This is a genomic window from Kitasatospora sp. NPDC096140 (assembly GCF_040303045.1).
GTDB lineage: Bacteria > Actinomycetota > Actinomycetes > Streptomycetales > Streptomycetaceae > Kitasatospora.
In genome coordinates, this window is sequence record NZ_JBEOUW010000017.1 from 118,971 (window position 1) to 137,106 (window position 18,136).

15 protein-coding genes are annotated in these 18,136 nt (G+C 73.7%); 5 read left to right on the forward strand and 10 right to left on the reverse strand.

Translation table 11 applies throughout. The features are described 5' to 3' along the window. Positions 1-202: 202 nt before the first annotated feature. Positions 203-583 carry a VOC family protein gene (locus tag ABT048_RS19765; RefSeq protein WP_350522699.1) on the forward strand — a complete coding sequence of 127 codons (381 nt, stop codon included), beginning with the start codon at positions 203-205 and terminating at the stop codon, positions 581-583. A 230-nt stretch (positions 584-813) separates the two neighbouring features. On the opposite strand, the gene ABT048_RS19770 is transcribed toward ABT048_RS19765, so the two are convergent. The 4 genes from ABT048_RS19770 to ABT048_RS19785 form a co-directional block, all read right to left on the reverse strand. Beyond that, positions 814-3,534, reverse strand: coding sequence for a ligand-binding sensor domain-containing protein (locus tag ABT048_RS19770; protein ID WP_350522700.1), 2,721 nt, complete (start codon positions 3,532-3,534; stop codon positions 814-816). Between the two features lie 188 nt (positions 3,535-3,722). Then, entirely contained in the window at positions 3,723-4,433 is a 711-nt protein-coding gene (locus ABT048_RS19775) for a rhomboid-like protein (protein WP_350522701.1), read from the reverse strand. A gap of 269 nt (positions 4,434-4,702) precedes the next feature. Next, positions 4,703-5,131 (reverse strand): hypothetical protein, encoded by a 429-nt coding sequence (locus ABT048_RS19780; RefSeq protein WP_350522702.1) that lies wholly within the window; start codon positions 5,129-5,131, stop codon positions 4,703-4,705. Between the two features lie 88 nt (positions 5,132-5,219). Beyond that, positions 5,220-6,233 carry a helix-turn-helix transcriptional regulator gene (locus tag ABT048_RS19785; RefSeq protein ID WP_350522703.1) on the reverse strand — a complete coding sequence of 338 codons (1,014 nt, stop codon included), beginning with the start codon at positions 6,231-6,233 and terminating at the stop codon, positions 5,220-5,222. Positions 6,234-6,392: 159 nt separating this feature from the next. Between ABT048_RS19785 and ABT048_RS19790 the strand changes: the two genes are divergently transcribed. The 4 genes from ABT048_RS19790 (at position 6,393) to ABT048_RS19805 (ending at position 8,396) form a co-directional block, all read left to right on the forward strand. Beyond that, positions 6,393-6,593 (forward strand): hypothetical protein, encoded by a 201-nt coding sequence (locus ABT048_RS19790; RefSeq protein WP_350522704.1) that lies wholly within the window; start codon positions 6,393-6,395, stop codon positions 6,591-6,593. A 5-nt stretch (positions 6,594-6,598) separates the two neighbouring features. Beyond that, positions 6,599-6,811 carry a response regulator transcription factor gene (locus ABT048_RS19795; RefSeq protein ID WP_350522705.1) on the forward strand — a complete coding sequence of 71 codons (213 nt, stop codon included), beginning with the start codon at positions 6,599-6,601 and terminating at the stop codon, positions 6,809-6,811. Positions 6,812-6,960: 149 nt separating this feature from the next. After that, complete coding sequence (locus tag ABT048_RS19800; protein WP_350522706.1) at positions 6,961-7,605, forward strand: LuxR C-terminal-related transcriptional regulator; 645 nt, start codon at positions 6,961-6,963, stop codon at positions 7,603-7,605. Then, positions 7,605-8,396: a thioesterase II family protein gene (locus ABT048_RS19805; protein WP_350522707.1), complete on the forward strand. Its 792-nt coding sequence runs from the start codon at positions 7,605-7,607 to the stop codon at positions 8,394-8,396. The genes ABT048_RS19800 and ABT048_RS19805 overlap by 1 nt, the downstream gene beginning before the upstream one ends. Positions 8,397-8,496: 100 nt before the next feature. On the opposite strand, the gene ABT048_RS19810 is transcribed toward ABT048_RS19805, so the two are convergent. From ABT048_RS19810 to ABT048_RS19835, 6 genes are read right to left on the reverse strand one after another with little or no spacing between them, the layout of a single operon-like run. Further along, entirely contained in the window at positions 8,497-10,731 is a 2,235-nt protein-coding gene (locus tag ABT048_RS19810) for a pyridoxal-phosphate dependent enzyme (RefSeq protein WP_350522708.1), read from the reverse strand. A gap of 34 nt (positions 10,732-10,765) precedes the next feature. Beyond that, positions 10,766-11,674, reverse strand: a complete 909-nt coding sequence (locus ABT048_RS19815; RefSeq protein ID WP_350522709.1) for a GHMP family kinase ATP-binding protein — start codon at positions 11,672-11,674, stop codon at positions 10,766-10,768. After that, entirely contained in the window at positions 11,671-13,230 is a 1,560-nt protein-coding gene (locus tag ABT048_RS19820) for an argininosuccinate lyase (RefSeq protein ID WP_350522710.1), read from the reverse strand. Before ABT048_RS19820 ends, ABT048_RS19815 begins: the two co-directional genes overlap by 4 nt. Continuing rightward, complete coding sequence (locus ABT048_RS19825; protein ID WP_350522711.1) at positions 13,221-14,873, reverse strand: condensation domain-containing protein; 1,653 nt, start codon at positions 14,871-14,873, stop codon at positions 13,221-13,223. Before ABT048_RS19825 ends, ABT048_RS19820 begins: the two co-directional genes overlap by 10 nt. Continuing rightward, positions 14,870-15,868, reverse strand: coding sequence for a TauD/TfdA family dioxygenase (locus ABT048_RS19830; protein WP_350522712.1), 999 nt, complete (start codon positions 15,866-15,868; stop codon positions 14,870-14,872). Before ABT048_RS19830 ends, ABT048_RS19825 begins: the two co-directional genes overlap by 4 nt. Beyond that, positions 15,865-18,069 (reverse strand): non-ribosomal peptide synthetase, encoded by a 2,205-nt coding sequence (locus ABT048_RS19835; protein WP_350522713.1) that lies wholly within the window; start codon positions 18,067-18,069, stop codon positions 15,865-15,867. The genes ABT048_RS19830 and ABT048_RS19835 overlap by 4 nt, the downstream gene beginning before the upstream one ends. Between the last annotated feature and the right edge of the window lie 67 nt (positions 18,070-18,136).

The window sequence follows — 18,136 nt, forward strand, 5'->3', positions numbered from 1 at the left end:
TCGGCCTGCGCACCGCTCCTTGACAACTGAATCGTGTGCCTTCAGCGCCTCGACATGATCGACGCCCGTCGGCCGCCCGCACGCTCACCCCGCGCCGATGACTCCCGGCGACCCCGCGCCTACCCCCTGCAGCGCCTCCTCGCCCACCGGGCGGCCCGGCTCCGGATTCCCTAGCCTGATAGCAGGGAGGAGGCGATACACCATGCTTGGAGACGCACCGCTGCAAGCAGTCATCCCCGCCACCGATCTCGCCCGCGCCAAGGCCTTCTACACCGACACCCTCGGCCTCAAGCTCACCGATGAGAGTGAGGAGGAGTTCGCCTGCGACTCCGGCGGTACCCAGTTCACCGTCTACCACACGCCGAGCGGTGGGCAGGCGGCCCACACGCTCGCCAGCTTCAAGGTCGCCGACCTCGACGGCGAGATGGCCGGCCTCCGCGACCGCGGCATCACCTTCGAGGAGTACGACTTCCCCGGCCTGAAGACCGTCAACGGCGTCGCCGAGGGCGAGGGCATGCGCGCCGCCTGGTTCAAGGACAGCGAGGGCAACATCCTCTGCGTGGCCCAGCGCGTCGGGCCGTAGACCGTCCCACCACCCACCCGGCCGGTGGACGGTTCCGCGAGGGTCCGCCCACCGGTCCGTCGCGCCTCCCGCGCCCCCGCACCCGCGACAACCGCCGCCTCCCCACGCGCGGTGACGCCGCTGCCCGGCCCACTCGTGCGGAGCGGAGCGGAGCGGACCGGGCAGCGACAGAGGCAGCGGCGGGGACCGGGGCGAAGGCGGGCCCGTCAACCGGTCACCGGGTCAGCCGATCAGTCGTCCGTCTCGTCGTAGCGGCCGTGGCCGAGGCGGCGCGGGTCGAAGGACCAGATGCCACGGCCGAAGGTGGCGGCGTAGAGCTTGCCGTCCGGACCGATCTTCAGCTGCTGCACCGAGGTGGTGGGGAGGTTGCGGCCGAGGACGCGCCAGTCGGTGGTGCCGGGGGCGCGGTAGAACGCGGCGAGGTCGGTGCCGAGGGCCAGGCCGCCGTTCGGCAGGATCTTCACCGAGGTGGCCGGGACGTCGGGCAGGTTGGCGGACACGTCGGTCCAGCTGGCGCCGCCGTCGCGGGTCTCGAAGAGGTGGCCGATGCCCGCGCCGGGGCCCTCCGTCCAGGTGCGCGAGAAGCCGTTGAAAGCGACGAGGACGTGCCGGGCGTCGTTCTCGTCCACGGCGAAGGAGGAGATGTAGCGGTTGGGCAGGGTGCCGTCGACGGGCAGGTCGAGCTGGTGCCAGCCGGTGCCGTCGGTCTTGCCCACCGCGATGCCGCGGCTGAAGCCGACGTTGTTGCACGGGCCGCACCAGCCCGCGTACACCGTGCCGTCGACGGTCGCGACGGCGCTGGCGACGTGCCCGGCACCGAGGTCGTAGGCCGAGGTCCACTCGCTGCCGCTGCGGATCGCGTAGCCCTTGTGCTGCACCCAGACGTGCTGGCCGCCGGCGATCCAGGTGTTGCCGTCCTTCGGGTCGCTGGTGATCGGCGCGATGAAGCGCGCGGCGCCGGCGTCCTTGTCGGGCGGGGCGACCTCGTAGGAGGTGGCCTTGCTCGGGTCCTTCGTCCAGCTGCCGTCGTTCACCGCGCAGTTCTGGGTGACCCACATGTCGAGGTAGACGTACTCCTCGGCCATGTTGCAGCCGTTGTTCGGGTCGACGAGGGTGTCGGCGCCGTCGCCGCCGAAGTTGGATCCCATCACCTTGTCGTGGGCGCGCAGGATCGACTGGCCGTTGTCCTGCAGGCCGCCGGTGACGATCACGCCCTTGCCCGACCGGTCCGCCGGGTCCTTGCCGACGCCGACCGAGTAGTACTGCAGGGTGTCGATGGTGCCGTCGTTGAGCGGCGTCCAGTCCTTGGCGTGGCCGTAGGCGTCCAACTGCCCCGCGGCCGGACGCCGGTAGATGCCACCGTCGTTGCCGACGAACACGGTGGCCTTGCCCTGGTAGCCGCCGAAGGCGACGGCGTGCTGGTCGGAGTGGGTGGTCGGCGAGCAGTCGCCGGTCTGCTTCGCCGGGTCGATGCTCCAGCAGGGGAAGCCGTTGTTCCAGTACGGCCCGACGGTGGCCCACTTGGCGCCGCCGTCGGTGGTCTCGAAGACCTCCTCAAGACCGGCGTAGACGTGGTCCGGGTTCGCCGGGTCGACCTGGAGGGACTGGTTGTACCAGGCCTGGATGCCGGGCTGGTAGCCCTCGTCCTGCAGCGCGGAGCCGGAGTTCTTCAGCTTGTCCTTGTCCGCGATCTGGATCCACGGTCCGGACGGCGAACCGGACTTGGAGACGTAGATGCCCTTGAGGCCGGTGTCCGGGTCGCTCGCCATGACGGCCGGGGACTGGTCGATCGCGTAGTAGCGCGAGCCGTCCGCCGAGCGCGCGAAGGTCACGTTGCCGACGTTCGCGGCGTCGGTCGGCAGGTCCCCGAGCGAGGCCACACGCTGCCAACTGCCGTCCGCGGCCTTGCTGTAGAAGCCGTTGTAGGTGTCGCCGCCGCGCCAGCCCACCGCCAGGACCACCTTGGACGGGTCCTTGGGGTCGATCGCGATGTCGTTGGCGATGTTCTTGTACGGCGCGGCCGGGTCCCCGGCCTCGGCGCCTCCCGGCAGGTACTCCGGGTTGGGCGCGAACTCCAGCGTCCACGGGCCCGACAGCGTGGTGGCCGAGTGGCTCCACACGCCCCGGCTGGTGGCCGCCCACACCTTGCCGCCGCCGAAGCGCAGCGCGTGGATGATGGTCGACTCCAGCTCGGCGCCGCCCACCCGCATGCCGGGCTGGAACTCGCCGTGCCTGGGATCGCCCAGCACGTACACACCGGTGCCGACGTACGAGGTCGCACCGGTGTTGGACTCGCCCGTGGCGTACCAGAGCCGGCCGCCCTCGTCGAGGTTCAGGGTCCCGGTGGACAGGGTGGGCAGCTTGTCGGCGATCGGCTCCCAGTGACCGCCGCCGGTGCGGGAGCGGAACACCCCGCCGTTGGCTCCGCCCGCGTAGACGTAGCCGTCCTTGTCGGCCGCGAGGCCGGTGATCCGGCCCGTGACCAGACCGGTTCCGCCGCTGGAGTTGGAGTTGACGTCGCGGTAGCGCGGGTCGTCGGAGTCGTACGGCTTGTCGGTGACGTGGTCCCAGGCGCCGCCGGTGTGCGGCATGGACTGCAGTTGGGCCCAGGCCGCACCGTAGGCGCCGGGCGCGACCACACCCGGGGCGGTGCGGGCCTCGGTGTACTGTGCGGTGCCCTCGGCGGAGTTCTCCGCCTCGTCACCGCCGTCCCCGGCCTCCGTCTCGGCCCGCGGGCTGAGGCCCGGGGCCGCCGGGGCTGCGGTCGTCGCGCCGGCGGCGTTCCGCACCTTGCGGGCGTGCTGCGTGCCGATGTCCGCCTGGTGCCGGACCTGCCACGGCTGCGAGTCCGTGGGGGCGGGCGGCGCGGCGAGCGCCTGGGTGGTGGTCAGTCCGATCGCGGTGAGCGTGACGGCGCTCAGCAGCAGCCGTCGTCGTTGCCTGGTGGGCACGGTTGCGGTCCTCCCCTGCGGCCGGTCGCGCGGTCGCGCGACTCGGCGGAAACAGGGGGACAGCCTGGTCGGCCGATCCGTCCGGGGGAAGGGGCGTACGGTAAGAAGACGGTAAGGCTCTTACGGTTTCGGGCAGTTGGCATTCACCGAATACTGACTGACCGTCATACCGGCGCGAAGTCTTCCGATCAGTGCCCGCGCACCCGTCGCCAGGCCGCGCGCACGAAGGCGACCGGGTCGAAGGCGCCGGGGCGGTCCCGGGTCAGCGGGTAGCAGGCGAATCCGATCAGCGCCGCGCTGAGGTGGCCGATGCTGGTGTAGTCCCGGTTCTGCTGGACGCCCAGGCCGTAGACGACCAGCACGCCGACCGCGTACAGGTACCGCCAGGGCCGCACGATCAGGTAGGTGAGCACCGCGACCACGCCGGCGAGGGCGTAGCTGACGCCGTAGTCGAGGGTGTAGACGGCCCTCGGCGGGGCGAGCCCGCGATGGATCGCCCAGCCGAGCACTCCCTCGCTGAGGTAGGTCGCGCCGACGTGCGCGATCCCCGCCACCGAGATCCAGCGCAGCGTGCCGAGCCAGCGCTCGGCCGGCACGTGGAAGAGGTTGTAGAGCAGGAAGTAGAACAGCCACCCGCCGCCCGCGATCCACAGCGCGCTGGTCACCAGGACCCGGACCGGCGAGACCTGCAGGTGGTGCAGGTTGGTCGAGCGCCGCTGCAGGATGCGGTCGGCGGTCATCGGGTCGACGTGCCGGATCACCTGCGTGGTGACGAGCAGGATCGCCAGCCAGATGTAGGTGCCCGGCGCGCGCCGGACGTAGGCCCACACCGCGTGGGCAGCGCGTGCCCACCAGGGCCGCCGGTGCGCCTCGGAGCTCCTGGCGGTACTGCCGGCCATCGACGCCTCCTCGGCACTCCTCCCCGCACCGTCCACTCCCCTCACCCTCCCCCCGCCCGGCCGCCACCCGCCGCCGCGGCGGCCCGTCCGGGTGATCCGCCGCCGCCTCGATCCCTCCCTGACCGGGCGCCCCACGAGCCGGGAGCCCTCGCGGACCGGGAACCCGCACCGGCCAGGGCCCGCACGGACCGGGCCCGGACGGACCCGGTCCTGCCCGGCCCGTCGTCCGGCGGCAGGGCAGTCGGCGGCACGGCAGCCGGCGCCGGCGGCTACTCCCCCGAATCGGTGACCACGAGGAAGACGTGCCTCGCGTCGTCGCTGTGCACGGCACTGGAGCGGTAGCCGGGCGGGACGTACAGGGCCTCGCCGGTCAGCGTGGGGACTTCGGCGGCGGGGGTGCCCGGCGACCGGAGCGTCCAGCGGCTCGATCCGGCGGACTGGATCACCAGGACGTGGCCGGAGGGTGGTCGCGCGCCGGTGGCGTGCTCGACCTTCCAGCCCAGGAGGCTCGTGAGGCCGGCCGCGACGTACCCGGCCAGTACCGTGTCCGGAGGTCCGCCGGCGCCTCGGGGCACGACGGGGTCGTTCTCGGGCCAGAGCAGGCCGAAGGTGCGGGCGAAGTGGGCGTCCAGGAAGAGCGCCAGCTCCTGGAGGTAGGGATCCGTCCCGGGGCGCTCGCTCAGACGTTCCCAGTTCACGTGTCGTCTCCTTCGACGGTGCCGTCCACCACAGTGATGTCGGAGTGTCAAGAATGGTGCATCGGCGTGTCGCGCGGCATCACGATTTTCAGGTATCCAGCAGGCCCGCCCGACTGGCGGCGACGCCCGCCTGGAAGCGGCTGTCCGCACCGAGCTGCTCCAGGATCTCGGCGATGTGACGGCGCGCGGTGCGCAGCGACATGCCCAGCCGACGGGCGATCGCCTCGTCCTTCAGCCCGTCGGCGAGCAGGCGCAGGATCGTGGAGTGCAGTTCCCGGGCGACGGCCTCCATCTCGCGTCCGGTCGACTCCTGGAACGGGGTGGCCTGGCCCCAGGTGAGTTCGAACATCTCGTAGAGGTAGGCGACGGTCGACGGGTCGCGGACGACCGCCGCTCCCAGCTCCGGGCCCGCCGCCGGGAGGAAGGCGGTCTCGCGGTCCATGATGATGAGCCGACCGGCCAGTTCGTGCGTGGTGCGGTACTCGGCGCCCAGGTCGGAAGCGGCGGCGACGTAGGCCTGGCTGGGGCCGTTGAAGCGGGCGGTGTGGTGGTAGAGGGTGCGGATGCGCACGCCGCGCTCCAGCATCGCCCGGTCGCGCACCAGCGCCTCGGACATCGCCTCGGGGAGCCGGGCACCGCCGCCGGGCTGGCAGGAGACCACCTCGGTGGTGCACTGCTCGCCCAGCCGGTTGAGCAGGAAGCGCACCTCCGCCAGGGTGGGGATCACCTCGATGCCCGCGCCGGACTCCCGGCTGTCCGGGAAGAGCGGGGCGAACTCGTCGAACCGGCTGCGCATCCGGGCGATGTCGTCCTGGCGCCGGCGGATCTCCGCCTCGACGGGCGCGGCGCGCCGGAAGAAGGCCGAGTCGGGGGACACCACCCGCAGGCCTTCCTGCCGGGCACCGGCCGGCGCCAGCAGTCCCGCGTCGAGCAGCCGCCCGACCGCCGCCGACACGTCGGACGGGGACAGTCCGGTCGCCCGGGCCACGACCGCCGCATCGTGGGCGCCGGTGTACCGGTTCTCCGCGAACCATGCGTAGACGGAGAGGTCGGGTTCGCGCCCCGGGCCTGCTTCGCTCCGACGCTCCCGACGCTCTGTCACATCGCGATCACAATTGTCCATATTTACCCCCACACCCCTTTGCTGCCAGGCAAGTTGATGAACGGTTCCAAGCATGTCGACGATCTTCGGTGCCCGCCAGAGTGGAGCCATGGCCCCGTCACCCCATGGGGCGAATGCAAACGACCCCGGGAGATCCCCATGAAGCGCACCATCCTCACCACCGTGGCGCTGCTCGGCGCGGCCGCCGCCTGGCTGACGCCGACCGCCTCGGCCGCCGTCCCGGGGCACGCCCACCGCGACGGTGCGACCGCTGCCACCCACCGTGCCGGGCCCGCCCCGTCCGCCACCGTCATCTGCCCGGCCAGTACCCGCTGCAACGACACCTCCTGGGGAGGCTGAGCCCTTTGTTCACAACGCGGGAGAGGGAGATCCTCGTTCACCTCGCACAGGGCCGCACCTCCCGGGTGATCGCCCACCTGCTGCACCTGAGCCACCACACCGTCGAGACCCACATCCGCAACATGCGGGCCAAGAGCGGGGCCAGCAGCCGCACCCAGTTGCTGGCCATCGCCCTCGGGGTCGACGCCGTCGGGCCCGCCGGGCCCAACAGGGGCTGATCGCCGATCCAGTCCGAATCCGCTCAGCACTCCCGACGGGGGTCGGACAGGTCCGGCCGGCCGGCGACCCGCCCTGCGGCGACGCCAGGACCGGCGGGTACCGGGCGTGCTGGGAGGACCACTCCGGAGAAGGGGGATGTCACAGACCGATGGAAATACCGATCCTGATTTGTGCGGGCCAGCCGCTGATGCGCAGCGGACTCTCCTCGGCCCTCGTGGCCGAGCCGGACATCCGGGTGGTCGGCGAGACCGCGGACGGGAGCACCGCCAGCGCGCTGGCCCGGGAGCTGAACCCCGCCGTCGTCGTCGCCGACTTCGAACTCGCGGACATGACGGGGATCGATCTCGTCCGCGAACTCCTGGGGCCGAGCCGGGAGGCCCCCCGTACGCTGCTGATGGCACCGGCCGAGGACGACGCCGTCCTGGAGTCCATCCTGGCGGGAGCGACCGGGATCGTCACCCGGAACACCCTGGTGGAGGACTTCCCCCAGGCGATCAGAGCCATGGCCACCGGCCACTCCTTCCTCTCGCCCGACATCGCGGCCCTGCTCCTGGGCTGGGTCCGCGACAAACAGCCCGCGCTGTTCCCCGCGCTCGGTCTCAACCTCCTCACCTTCCGCGAACGCGAGATCCTGGCGCTCCTGGCGAACGGAATGTCCAACGCCGAGATCTCCAAGCGGCTCTGCATCGTGCAGTCGACGGTCAAGTTCCACGTCTCCCAGCTGCTCAGGAAGCTCGGCCTCAGGGACCGTCTGCAGGCCGCCGTGTTCGCCCACCAGAACGGTGTCATCTGATGCTGCGACAGAACCAGGACCACGGTGCCCGTTGGCTGCCGTGGACCAAGGGGACGACGGGCCTGCCCCGCGTCTACTGCCTCCCCTTCGCCGGCGGGGCGGCGCACTTCTTCCGCCCGTGGACGGAGGCGGCCCGGCACCTCGCGGTCGAGGTCGTCCCGGTCGAACTGCCGGGCCACGGGACCAGGTTGCGCGATCCCCTGGTGAGCGGCATGGCCGCCATGGTGGACGCGCTGTGCGAGGAGGTCCTCCGGCAGGAGAGCGGGCCCTTCGCGATCCTCGGTCACAGCATGGGCGCGAAGATCGCGTACGCGGTGGCCGAGGAGCTGGAGCGGCGGCCCGGGGCGACGCCGCCGGCCCGGCTGTTCGTGTCCGGGGCCCTGCCGGCCTCGGCCCCCGAGCCGAAGCCGCTGCACGGCCTGCCGGACGCCGCGCTCACGGCGGAGCTGTCCGCGATGGGCGGCACGCCTCCCGAGATCCTCGCCAACGCCGAACTGATGGAGATCATGCTGCCGGTGATCCGGGCCGACCTGACCCTGCTGGAACAGTGGCACGCGTCGCCGCGGAGCCGGGTCTCCTGCCCCATCACGGCGTTCGCCGGCCGGGACGACCTGATCGTCCCGGCGGAGCTGACCACGGGCTGGGCCGACCACACCTCGGCGTCCTTCGAGCTCCAGGTCCATCCCGGGGACCACTTCTTCCTGCGGGAGGAGAGGGACGCCGTGCTCGCCCGGGTCGCCGCCGACCTCCACGAGCGCCCCGGCGACCGTCCGGCCCCGAGCGAGGTGTGACGAACCGCCGCATTCCGCTGGCCCGTCACACCTCGATGTCCCCGTCTCCGCCTCGGCGGCGCGCCTCCCGCGCGGCCTGTCACTCCTCCCGGGCCGCCCGTCACCCCTCCTCGACGCCGACCTCGATCAGTCCGGTCGCCTCGGCCAGCGCCCGTCCGACGTCCTGCGGCGACGACCCGACGGCGATGACGTGGCCCAGCCGGTCGTAGGCGCTCCGCGGCGGCCGGACCTCGCGCCCCGGCGTCCCGCTCACCAGGACGCGCTCCACGCCCGGCACCCGCTCGGCCTGCCGGACCCCGTCCACGCCGGTCAGCCGGCCCGGCCGGGGCGCGGTCAGGAACCGCAGGCCGGCCCGGCGTGCGTGGTCGGGCGACAGGTTCAGCGGGAGGCCGGCGGCGGCGCGGATCTGCTGCTCCAGCAGGTCGATCCCGGTGGCCGGGCGGATCAGTTCCGGGATCATGCCGCCGGCCAGCCGTCCGTTGATCTCGATGACGGCCGGGCCGTCGGCGGTCAGCCTGAGCTCGACGTGCGCCGGGCCGCGTTCGAAGCCGACGGCCTTCAGCGCCTGCCGGGCCGTGTCGGCGATCCGCTCGGCCAGCGCGTCGTCGATGTCGGCGGGGAAGAGGTGACCGGTCTCGACGAAGTGCGGCAGCGGGCTGACGGTGCGCTGGGTGACGCCGACGCACCGGGCCTCGCCGTCCACGCCGAACATCTCCGCGCTGAACTCGGGCCCGTCCACGTACTGTTCGACCAGCACCGCGCCCGGGGTCCGCTGGCCGCGCACGTTGTGGGTGACGGCGAGCAGGTCGACGGCGTGCGCGACGGCGGTCGCGGCGTCCTCGCACCACAGCACGGACTGCGAGCCGGACTCCCCGACCGGCTTGACCACGCAGGGCAGCCCCACCGCAGCGACGGCCGCCGCGACCCGGTCCGGGTCCGTGACGATCGCGAAGCCGGGCTGGGTCACCCCGGCCTCGTGCAGCGCCGTACGGGTCAGCGCCTTGTTGCGGCAGCGGGTCATCGCCTCCACCGGGTTGCCGGGCGTGCCCAGGGCCGCAGCCGCCCGTGCGGTGTGCTCCAGGTAGAACTCGCTGGTCGTCGTGACGCCCGCCACCCGGCGTCCGGCGCTCACCGCGGCGATGGCCCCGGTCAGCACGGCCTCGTCGTCGGTGTCGCAGACCACGACCCGGCAGCCGGTGCCGGGCAGTTCCGGGTAGCGGGCCGCGTCCTTGGTGAACAGCACCGGTTCCAGGGCCAGCCGGACGGCCGTCCGCAGCGCGATCATCCCGGTGCCGGTGGTGTTGGACTCGACGAACAGCAGCAGCTTCCGGTCCCGGCGGGGTATCCGGGCGAACGACCAGCCGGAGACGGTGGCGCCGTACTCCACCTCCTCCGGGGCGGTGGCGACGGTGCCGAACTCGGCGCCGTCGGCGTAGACGGTGTCCACGTACCGGTCCCCGCGGTCCGGCATGATCCCGACCAGCCGGGTGCCCGGCTCGGCGCGGGCCGCGAGGTGGGTGAGGATCCGGTAGACCGAGCCGGAGGTGTTCCCGCCGAAGATCTTCTGCTCCCGGGCGAGCCGGCGGGTGGCGTCGAAGGCCTCGTCGTCGGACAGCCAGTGCACCTCGTCGAGGAGCCGGTAGTCGATGTTCTCCGGGATGAGGCTGTTGCCGAGTCCGCTCTGCCTGCGGGTCGGGCGGTCCGGCTGGCCGAAGAGCACGCTGCCCACGCAGTCCACGCCCACCACCGAGACGTCCGGCAGGCGCTCCAGCAGCGCCCTGGACGTCCCGCAGAGCGAGCCTCCGCTGCCCACCGCCCCGACCACGACGTCCACCGGGCCCAGGTCGGCGACCAGCTCGTCGGCCAGGCCGCGGTACGCCGCCGGGTTCTGCGGGTTGCTGTACTGCTGCGGCCAGAACGCGCCGGGCAGACCGGCCATCAGCTCGGCCAGCCGCTCCAGCCGGGCGCTCTGCCAGCCCTGACCGGTCATCGCCGACACGACGTGGACCTCGCAGCCCAGCGTGCGCAGCTTGGCCAGGGTGACGGGGTCGATGCGCGGGTCCGTGACGATGTGCACGGGGTGGCCGAGGTAGGTGCCGACCAGGGCCACCCCGAGCGCCATCGTGCCCGAGGAGCTCTCCACGATCGGCCCGCCCTCGGCGAGCGCGCCGGTGCGCCGGGCTTCGAGGATCACCTGCCGGGCCACCCGGTCCTTCATCGCGAAGAGGTTCTGCATCTCCAGTTTGGCGAAGACCTCGACGCCCTCGGGGGCGTCCACCCGCAGCCGCACCGCCGGGGTGTGGCCGATGCCGTCGATGACCGATTCCTGCCGCATGTGTGCACGTCCTTGGGAGGTGTGGGATCCGCCGCTACCGGGCGGGCTGGGTGAGGGTCCGGAACAGCGACGTGTCGTCGCCCAGGGCCGCGCAGGCCGCGTGCGCCTCGGCCACCTTGCGGGCGCGGTCCGGGTCCGCGTCGTCGAACAGCAGGCCCAGCATGGTGCCGCTGTGCGCGCACACCACGCCGAGTGCCCCGGTCCGCCCCGCGATGGCCAGCATCGCGTCCAGGTGCCGCTTGGGCGCGAACCGCTGGTTGAGGACGGCACTGCGGGTGGTCACCCGGCCCACGGCGGCGAGGTCCCCGGCGCGCACGGCCGCGGTCAGGGTGTCCAGCAGTCCGGTGAACTCGGCGGTCTCGGCGGGCGAGTAGCGCTTGGGACGCTTGTTGAAGGCGACGGTGTCCAGGTGGCCGCCCTCGTCCACCGCCACCACGGTGGCCGGCGCCAGGCCGCCGAGAGCCTCGCGCAGCCGCACCTCGCGGTGCTCGAAGACGACGACGCCCGGGTGCATCACCCCGTCGGTCGGCTCGATCGGGCGCAGCCAGTGCTCCACCGCGGCCGGACCGGTGTCCAGTCCCAGCGCGCCGCCGACCGCGCGCGCGGTGGCGACCAGGTCCGCCGAGGAGCTGGCCAGTCCCTTGCCGACGGGCAGGTCGCTGTCCAGGATCAGGGTCCCGCCGCCACCGGGCTGGTGCGAGGTCAGCATGGCCTCGGCCAGCCGCAGGGACTTCGTCTTGTGCGCGGGGAAGACCCGGAGCGGACCGGCCGGGTCGTGGCGGAACCAGGCCCGGGAGCGGAGCGTGATCGGCAGGGTGACGAGGAAGTCGGTGCCGTCCGGCAGCCGGCCCTGGAGCAGTTCGCCGAAGGTGCCGGAGGCGTCGGCCCGGCCGCTGCGCAGGTCCGCGCCCGGGCGGCGGGTGATGAGGCTGGGGCCGGTCACGGGGCGCCCGCCGGGGTGCCCTCGCCGGTGCCGACCGCACTGTTCCCACCGATGCCCTCGGCGCTGCCCGCACCGACGCCCTCGACCGCCAGCAGGGCATCGACGCGCGCCGCGGCGACGTCCGCCGCCTCGCCGCGCAGCCGCCACTGCTCGGACACCTCCCGGAAGCCGCGTTCCTGCGCGGCGAGCATGGTACGCACGGCGTCGGGGTGCGTCGAGCCCGCGGAGTGCTTGACCCGGACGGCCTTGTCGGCGTCGAGGGAGCCGGACAGCATTTCGGCGGGTTCGGGCACCCGGTGGCCGTGCTCCTCGGCGATCGCCGCGAGCAGCGGGCCGTCGGGGGTGGCCGCGGGCAGGCCCTTGGCGATGGCGGCCCTGACGTAGGCTCCGGCGATCACCTGCGCCGTCCGCCACGGCACGCCGGCCTCCAGGGTCAGCTGGTTCGCGAGGGTGAAGGCGCCGAGGAAGTCCCCCTCGCAGGCCTCGCGCATGCGGTCGGTCCGGAAGGTGGCGGTGGCGAGGGCGGTGTGGGCCAGCCGCAGGGCCGAGCGCAGCGCGGCGAACTGGGCCGGGAGGTGCCGCCCGGCCTCCTTGGACACCTCGACGCTGTTGGCGTACGGGGTGCCGTGCTGGGCGAAGGCGAGCTGGGTCGCGCAGCCGACGACGTGCGAGCACCGGCCCCGGATCCGTTCCAGGACCGGGAAGTTGCGCTTCTGCGGCATCGCGGCCGAGATCCCGGCCAGCGCGTCGGGGAAGTCCACGAACCCGAACCCGGCGCCGCTCCACGTCATCAGGTCGGTGGTGAACCGGCTGAGGAGCACCGCGAAGTTCGACAGCTCGGACGTGACCGCGAGGGCCCAGGACCGGGAGGCCACCGACACGAGGGCGTGCGGCTGCGGCTCCCGGAAGCCCAGCAGGCCGGCCATCCGGTCACGGTCCCAGGGCAGTTCCTGGCCGGCCATGCTGCCCGCGCCGAGGGGCGAGCGGTCGATCTCGTCGTAGGTGGTCAGCAGCCGCCGGGCCGCGGCGAGGGTCTCCTCGGAGAGGGCCGAGAGGTAGAAGGCGGGTGTGATGGTCTGCGCGGCCTGCGCGTGGGTGTAGCCGGGCATCGGGCTGTCCGGCAGTTCGGCGGCGCGCGCCGCCGCCGTGCGCCCCAGGGCGACGAGGTCCCCGGCGAGGGCACGGACGTTCTCGCGGCAGGACAGCAGCTGGCCGCAGGCCTGGAAGTCGTTGCGGCTGCGGTCCACGTGCCAGGCCGCGAACGGGGCCGTGCCGCCGCGGGCCACGTGGCGTTCCATGGCGAAGAAGATGTCCGACATGTTGTCCCGCGGGTCCGCCCGGATCAGCTCGGGGGTCAGCTCGTCGAGCCGTCCGGCGATCGCGGCCGCCCCCTGCGGGTCGACCAGGCCCATCCTGCGGTACTCCAGCAGCAGCACCTTCTCGATGGACACGTAGTGCGGCAGCAGGGCCTGGGCCTCGTAGCCGAACTGCGGGGCCAGCACCTCCTCGTCCCAGACCTCGCTGGGCACGCCGTCGATCCGGCCGGTCACTGCCATGTCTCTCCTTCGGGGTCGGTCCGGTCCTCCCGGCGCGTCACGCTGTGCCGCTCAGGCCCGGCGCTGTGCCGCTCCGGCCCGGCGCTGTGCCGCTCCGGCCCGGCGGTCTGCCGCTCCAGCTCGGCGGCCAGCCGTGCGACGGTCGGGTGCGAGAAGAAGGCGTCGGCGGTGGTCTCGACGCGGTGGTCGGACGACAGCCGGGCGAGCAGGCGCAGCGCCTGCAGCGAGTGGCCGCCGACGGCGAAGAAGTCGTCGTCGACGCCCACCTCGTCGACGCCGAGGACGTCGGCCCAGGCGCGGGCGACCAGTTCCTCGGCGGCGGTGCGCGGCGGAACGTGGCCGGGCCGCGGGGCCGGGGTGTCGCCCGCCCCGGGCCCCGGGCCGGCCGGGAGCCGGGACAGCGGTGTCGCCGGGTCGTCGAGGGCCGCCGTGAGCACCGCCGCGTAGTCGGCGAGCAGCCCTGCGGCGGTCTCCCGTCCGAACAGGGCGGTGTCGTACTCAAGGCGGGCCGCGGTGCCGGACACCTCCAGCAGCAGGTCGTCCTCGGCCGCGGTGGACGGGGGCCCGAAGCCCTCGGCCGCGGTGACGTTGAACGCCAGCTGGTAGATCGGGGGCAGGCCGGGGCCGCGCTGCGGTGCGAGCTGCTCGACCACGGTCTGGAACGGCAGCTCCTGGTGGTCGCGGGCCGCCCGCCAGACCGCACGGACGCGTTCGACGAGCCCGGCGTACGACGGGTCGCCCGAGGCGTCCACCCGGAGCACCACCATGTTCACGAAGGTGCCGACGAGGGGCAGCAGTTCGGGGCGGTCCCGGCCGGACAGCGGCACCCCGAGGACGACGTCGTCCCGGCCGGAGCGCCGGTGGAGCAGGGCCGCGTACCCGGCGATCAGCAGCTCGAACGACGTGACCCCGAACCGGCGGGCGGCCTCCGCGAGCGCGGACGCGGTGCCGGCCGGGAGCTCGGCCCGGAGTTCCGCGCCGGCGAAGGACCGCCGGGCCGGCCGCGGCCGGTCCAGCGGGAGGCCGTGCGCGGCCGGCAGACCGGCGAGCTGTGCCCGCCAGTAGCCGGCCAGTTCGGCGATCTCGCCTCCGCCGAGCCGTTCGCGCTGCTGCCGCGCGTAGTCGCCGTAGGAGAGCGGGAGTCGGGGGACGCGCGGCGGCCGGTCCTGTTCGGACGCCGCGCAGAACTCGGTGATCTCGGCGTGGAGGTTGAACAGTGACGGGGCGTCGCAGACCGCGTGGTGGGCGACGAACAGCAACCGCCAGCGCCCGGCGCCGAGTCCGACCAGGCCCGCGCGCCACAGCGGTGCGCGGGAGAGGTCGAAGGCGGTGTGCTTCAGCCGGTCGGCGAGGGCGGCGCGGTCGTCGCGCTGCTCCTCCTCGGTGCGGCCGGACAGGTCGACGACCTCCAGGTCGAGGTCGACGCGGTCGCGGACGACCGCGGTCAGCGCGCCGTCCACGACCCGGAACCCGGTGCGCAGCGCCTCGTGCCGGTCCACCACGGCGGCCAGTGCCGCCCGGATCTGCGCCTCGGAGACGTCCCCGTGCAGCGGCCACTGGTCCGCGACGTGGTACAGCGCGGTGTCGGCGGCGAACCGGCTGGCCAGCCAGGCGCGTTCCTGTGCGAAGGAGGCGGCGGTCATCCGGCCCCACCGCCGGGCCGGAGGTGGTCGGCGGCGCGGACGGGGCCGTCCAGGACGTGGTCGGCGAGGCGGACGGGATCGCCGAGCACGACGGCGACCTCCCGGCGGCCCTCGTAGGGCTCCCGGCTGTGGGCCATCCGGATGTTGTCGACGACCAGGACGTCGCCGTCCTGCCAGGACTCGCCGAAGGCGGCAGCGTCGTAGACCGTGTTGACGGTCTCGACGGTGTCGGCGTCGATCGGGGTGGTGTCGCCGTGGGCGGTGGTGAACGGCAGGCCGGCCGGCCCGTACTGGTCGAGCAGGTACTCGCGGATCGCCGGGTCCATGGTCAGTTCGTTGAGGAAGGCGATCTGGTTGAACCAGCCGGGCACGCCGGTCCGGGGGTGGGCGACGACCGCGGCCCGGCGCTGCACGGTGCGCAGCCGGCCGTCCTCGTACCACGCGTGCCGGATGCCCTCGGCCGCGCAGTAGGCGTCGACCAGGGCCCGGTCGTCGGTGCCGAAGGCGTCGGTCCAGGGCACGCCGACGTCCTGGTAGGTCCGCAGCAGCAGCCAGCCGTGCCGGCGGAACGGCTCGACCAGGTCCGGGGGCAGGCTGCGCAGCACCTGCTGGGAGTCGGCGAGCATGGTCCGGCCGCCGCGCTCCGGGGCGGTCAGGCACCCGAACACCAGCAGTCCGGGGACCTCGGCGGCGTAGCTCTGCTCGTGGTGCATGCACATCGGGGTGTCCGCGGGCCAGTGCGAGGCCGAGTAGACCGTGTCGCCGTGGCGGTCGCGGGGCGCGAACCCCTCCCGTTCGGCCATCGGCTCGACGCCGAGCGCGGCGGTGACGGCCGCGAGGTCGGCGGCGGAGGCGACGCCCAGGCCGCGGAGCAGGACGGCCCCGGACGCCTCGACCTCGGCGAGGACCTCCTCGCGGTGCTCGGCGGCCCACTGCGGGCCGGGGGCGGCTGCCAGCACGTGCAGGCCCGGCGCGGTGCGGGTGGCAGGGGTCATCGCCGCGCCTCCGCGCTCCGGCCGGCCGCCTTGCGGTCGAGGAGTCCGGCCACCTCGGCGACGGTCGGGGTGGCCTTCAGCTCGCCGACCGTCACCGCGCGGTCCAGGGCGATCGCCAGCCGGATCGCGGCGAGCGAGGTGCCGCCGAGCTCGACGAAGCGGGAGCCGCGGCCGACCTGGTCGAGCGGGACGTCGAGCAGTTCGGCCCACAGCCGGGCGACCCGCCGCTCGGTGTCGGTCTCCGGGAGCGCCACGTCGCCGTCGGCAGACGGCCGGCCCTGGGCCCGGGCCTCGGCGGTCAGCGCCTTCTTGTCGATCTTGCCGTTCGCGGACAGCGGCAGCCGGGCGAGGCGGTGCAGCCGGCCGGGCACCATGTAGTGCGGCAGCACCGCGGCCAGGGCCCGGTCCACGGCCCCGGGCTCCGGGGCGGCGGCGCCGCTGTAGAAGCCGACCAGTTGCGGGTCCTCGGCCGAACCCGCGATCACCACGGCACCGTCCCGGACGCCGGGGACCTGCAGCAGGCGGTTCTCGATCTCGCCGATCTCGATCCGGAACCCGCTCACCTTCACCTGGGAGTCCCGGCGGCCGAGGTACTCGAACTCGCCGGAGGGCAGCCGGCGGCCGAAGTCTCCGGAGCGGTAGAGCCGTTCGCCCGACCGGTACGGGTCCGGCCGGTACGCGGCGTTCGTGCGGGCGGCGTCGTTGACGTACCCGCGGCCGACGCACACCCCCGCGAAGACGATCTCCCCCGGCGCCCCGTCGGGAACCATCCGCAGCCGCTCGTCCACCACGTACACCCGGACGTTGCGGGTCGGCGGGCCGAGCGGGACGGCCCGGCCGGCCGGCGGGCGGCGCAGCACGCCGTGGTTGGTGTCGTCCGAAACCTCGGTCGTGCCGTAGCAGTTGACGAGCGGGATGCCGGGGAAGGCGGCGAACCAGCGGTGCACCAGTTCGGCCTTGAGCGCCTCGCCGGTCACCGCGAGGCAGCGCAGGGACGGCAGGCCGAGGCGGTCGTCCTGGAGGGTCTCCAGCACCAGGTCCAGGTAGGAGGGCACCAGTTGGGCCACCTGGACGCCCGCGCGGGTGACGGTCTCCACGAACCGGCGGACGTCGGTGACGGTTTCCTGTCCGATGATCTCCGTCCGGCCGCCGACCAGCAGTGCGCAGACCAGCTGCCACAGCGAGATGTCGAAGCACTGCGGGGCGGTCTGGGCGATGACGTCGCCCTCGCGGACGCCCAGGTCCTCGATCTTGGCGTAGAGGTGGTTGAGGAAGCCGGCGTGCTCGCACATCGCGCCCTTGGGCTCACCGGTCGAGCCCGAGGTGAAGTAGATGTACGCCAACTGGTCGGCACGGACGGCCAGTCCGAGGTCCTCGTCGGACTCGGGCGTCGCAACCTCCGCCGACACCTCCGCCGGCACCTCGGTCAGCATCTCGGTCAGCACCGAGACGGTCACCTCGCCGCCGCGTCCGCGCACCGCCTCGTCGAGCTGGGCCAGCCCCGGGTCCGCCAGGACCCGGCGGCAGCCGCTGCGCTCCAGCACGACGGAGATCCGCTCGGCCGGGAAGGCCGGGTCCAGCGGGAGGTAGCAGCCGCCCGCCTTGAAGACCGCGATCACCGCGGCCGTCCACTCCAGCGAACGCTCGGCCACCACGGCCACCACGTCCTCGTCGGCCAGCCCCTGCCGGCGCAGCGACCGGGCGATCCGGTTGGCGCGACGGTTCAGCTCCGCGTACGTCCAGCTCCGCCCGGCCTGCACCGCGGCGACCGCGTCGGGGTGCCGGCGCACCCGCTCCTCGAACAGCTCGTGGAACCGGCGGTCCGGCAGCGCCCGGACCGGACCGGCGGAGGCCGCGAGCGTGGCCGCGAGCTCCTCCCCGGCGACCAGGCCGTGCTCGTCGTGCGCCTCGTCCGGGGAGCCGGTCATCCGCTCCAGGACCGTCCGGACGTAGCCCTCGGCCCGGTCCGGGCCGACGTGCCCCTGGGCGGCGGCCTCCTGCCGGACCCGCTCGGCCTCGGCCCGCCCCTCCGGGGTGGCGACCCGGGCGACCAGCTCGCGCCAGCTCCGGCCGTCGTCGCCGAGCGCGTCGGAGCCGGTGAGCACCGCCGCCACCTTGAACGACGCGGCCAGCCGCACCGTGTCCGGGCCGACCCCGGTCTCGGCCGCCAGGGCCGCGATCGCCGCTTCGGCGTTCTTCATCGGATGCCTCCAAGGGGACCCCAGCCCGTGGGCCGGGGAGGAATCGGATTGCCCGCGGAGCGGGTCA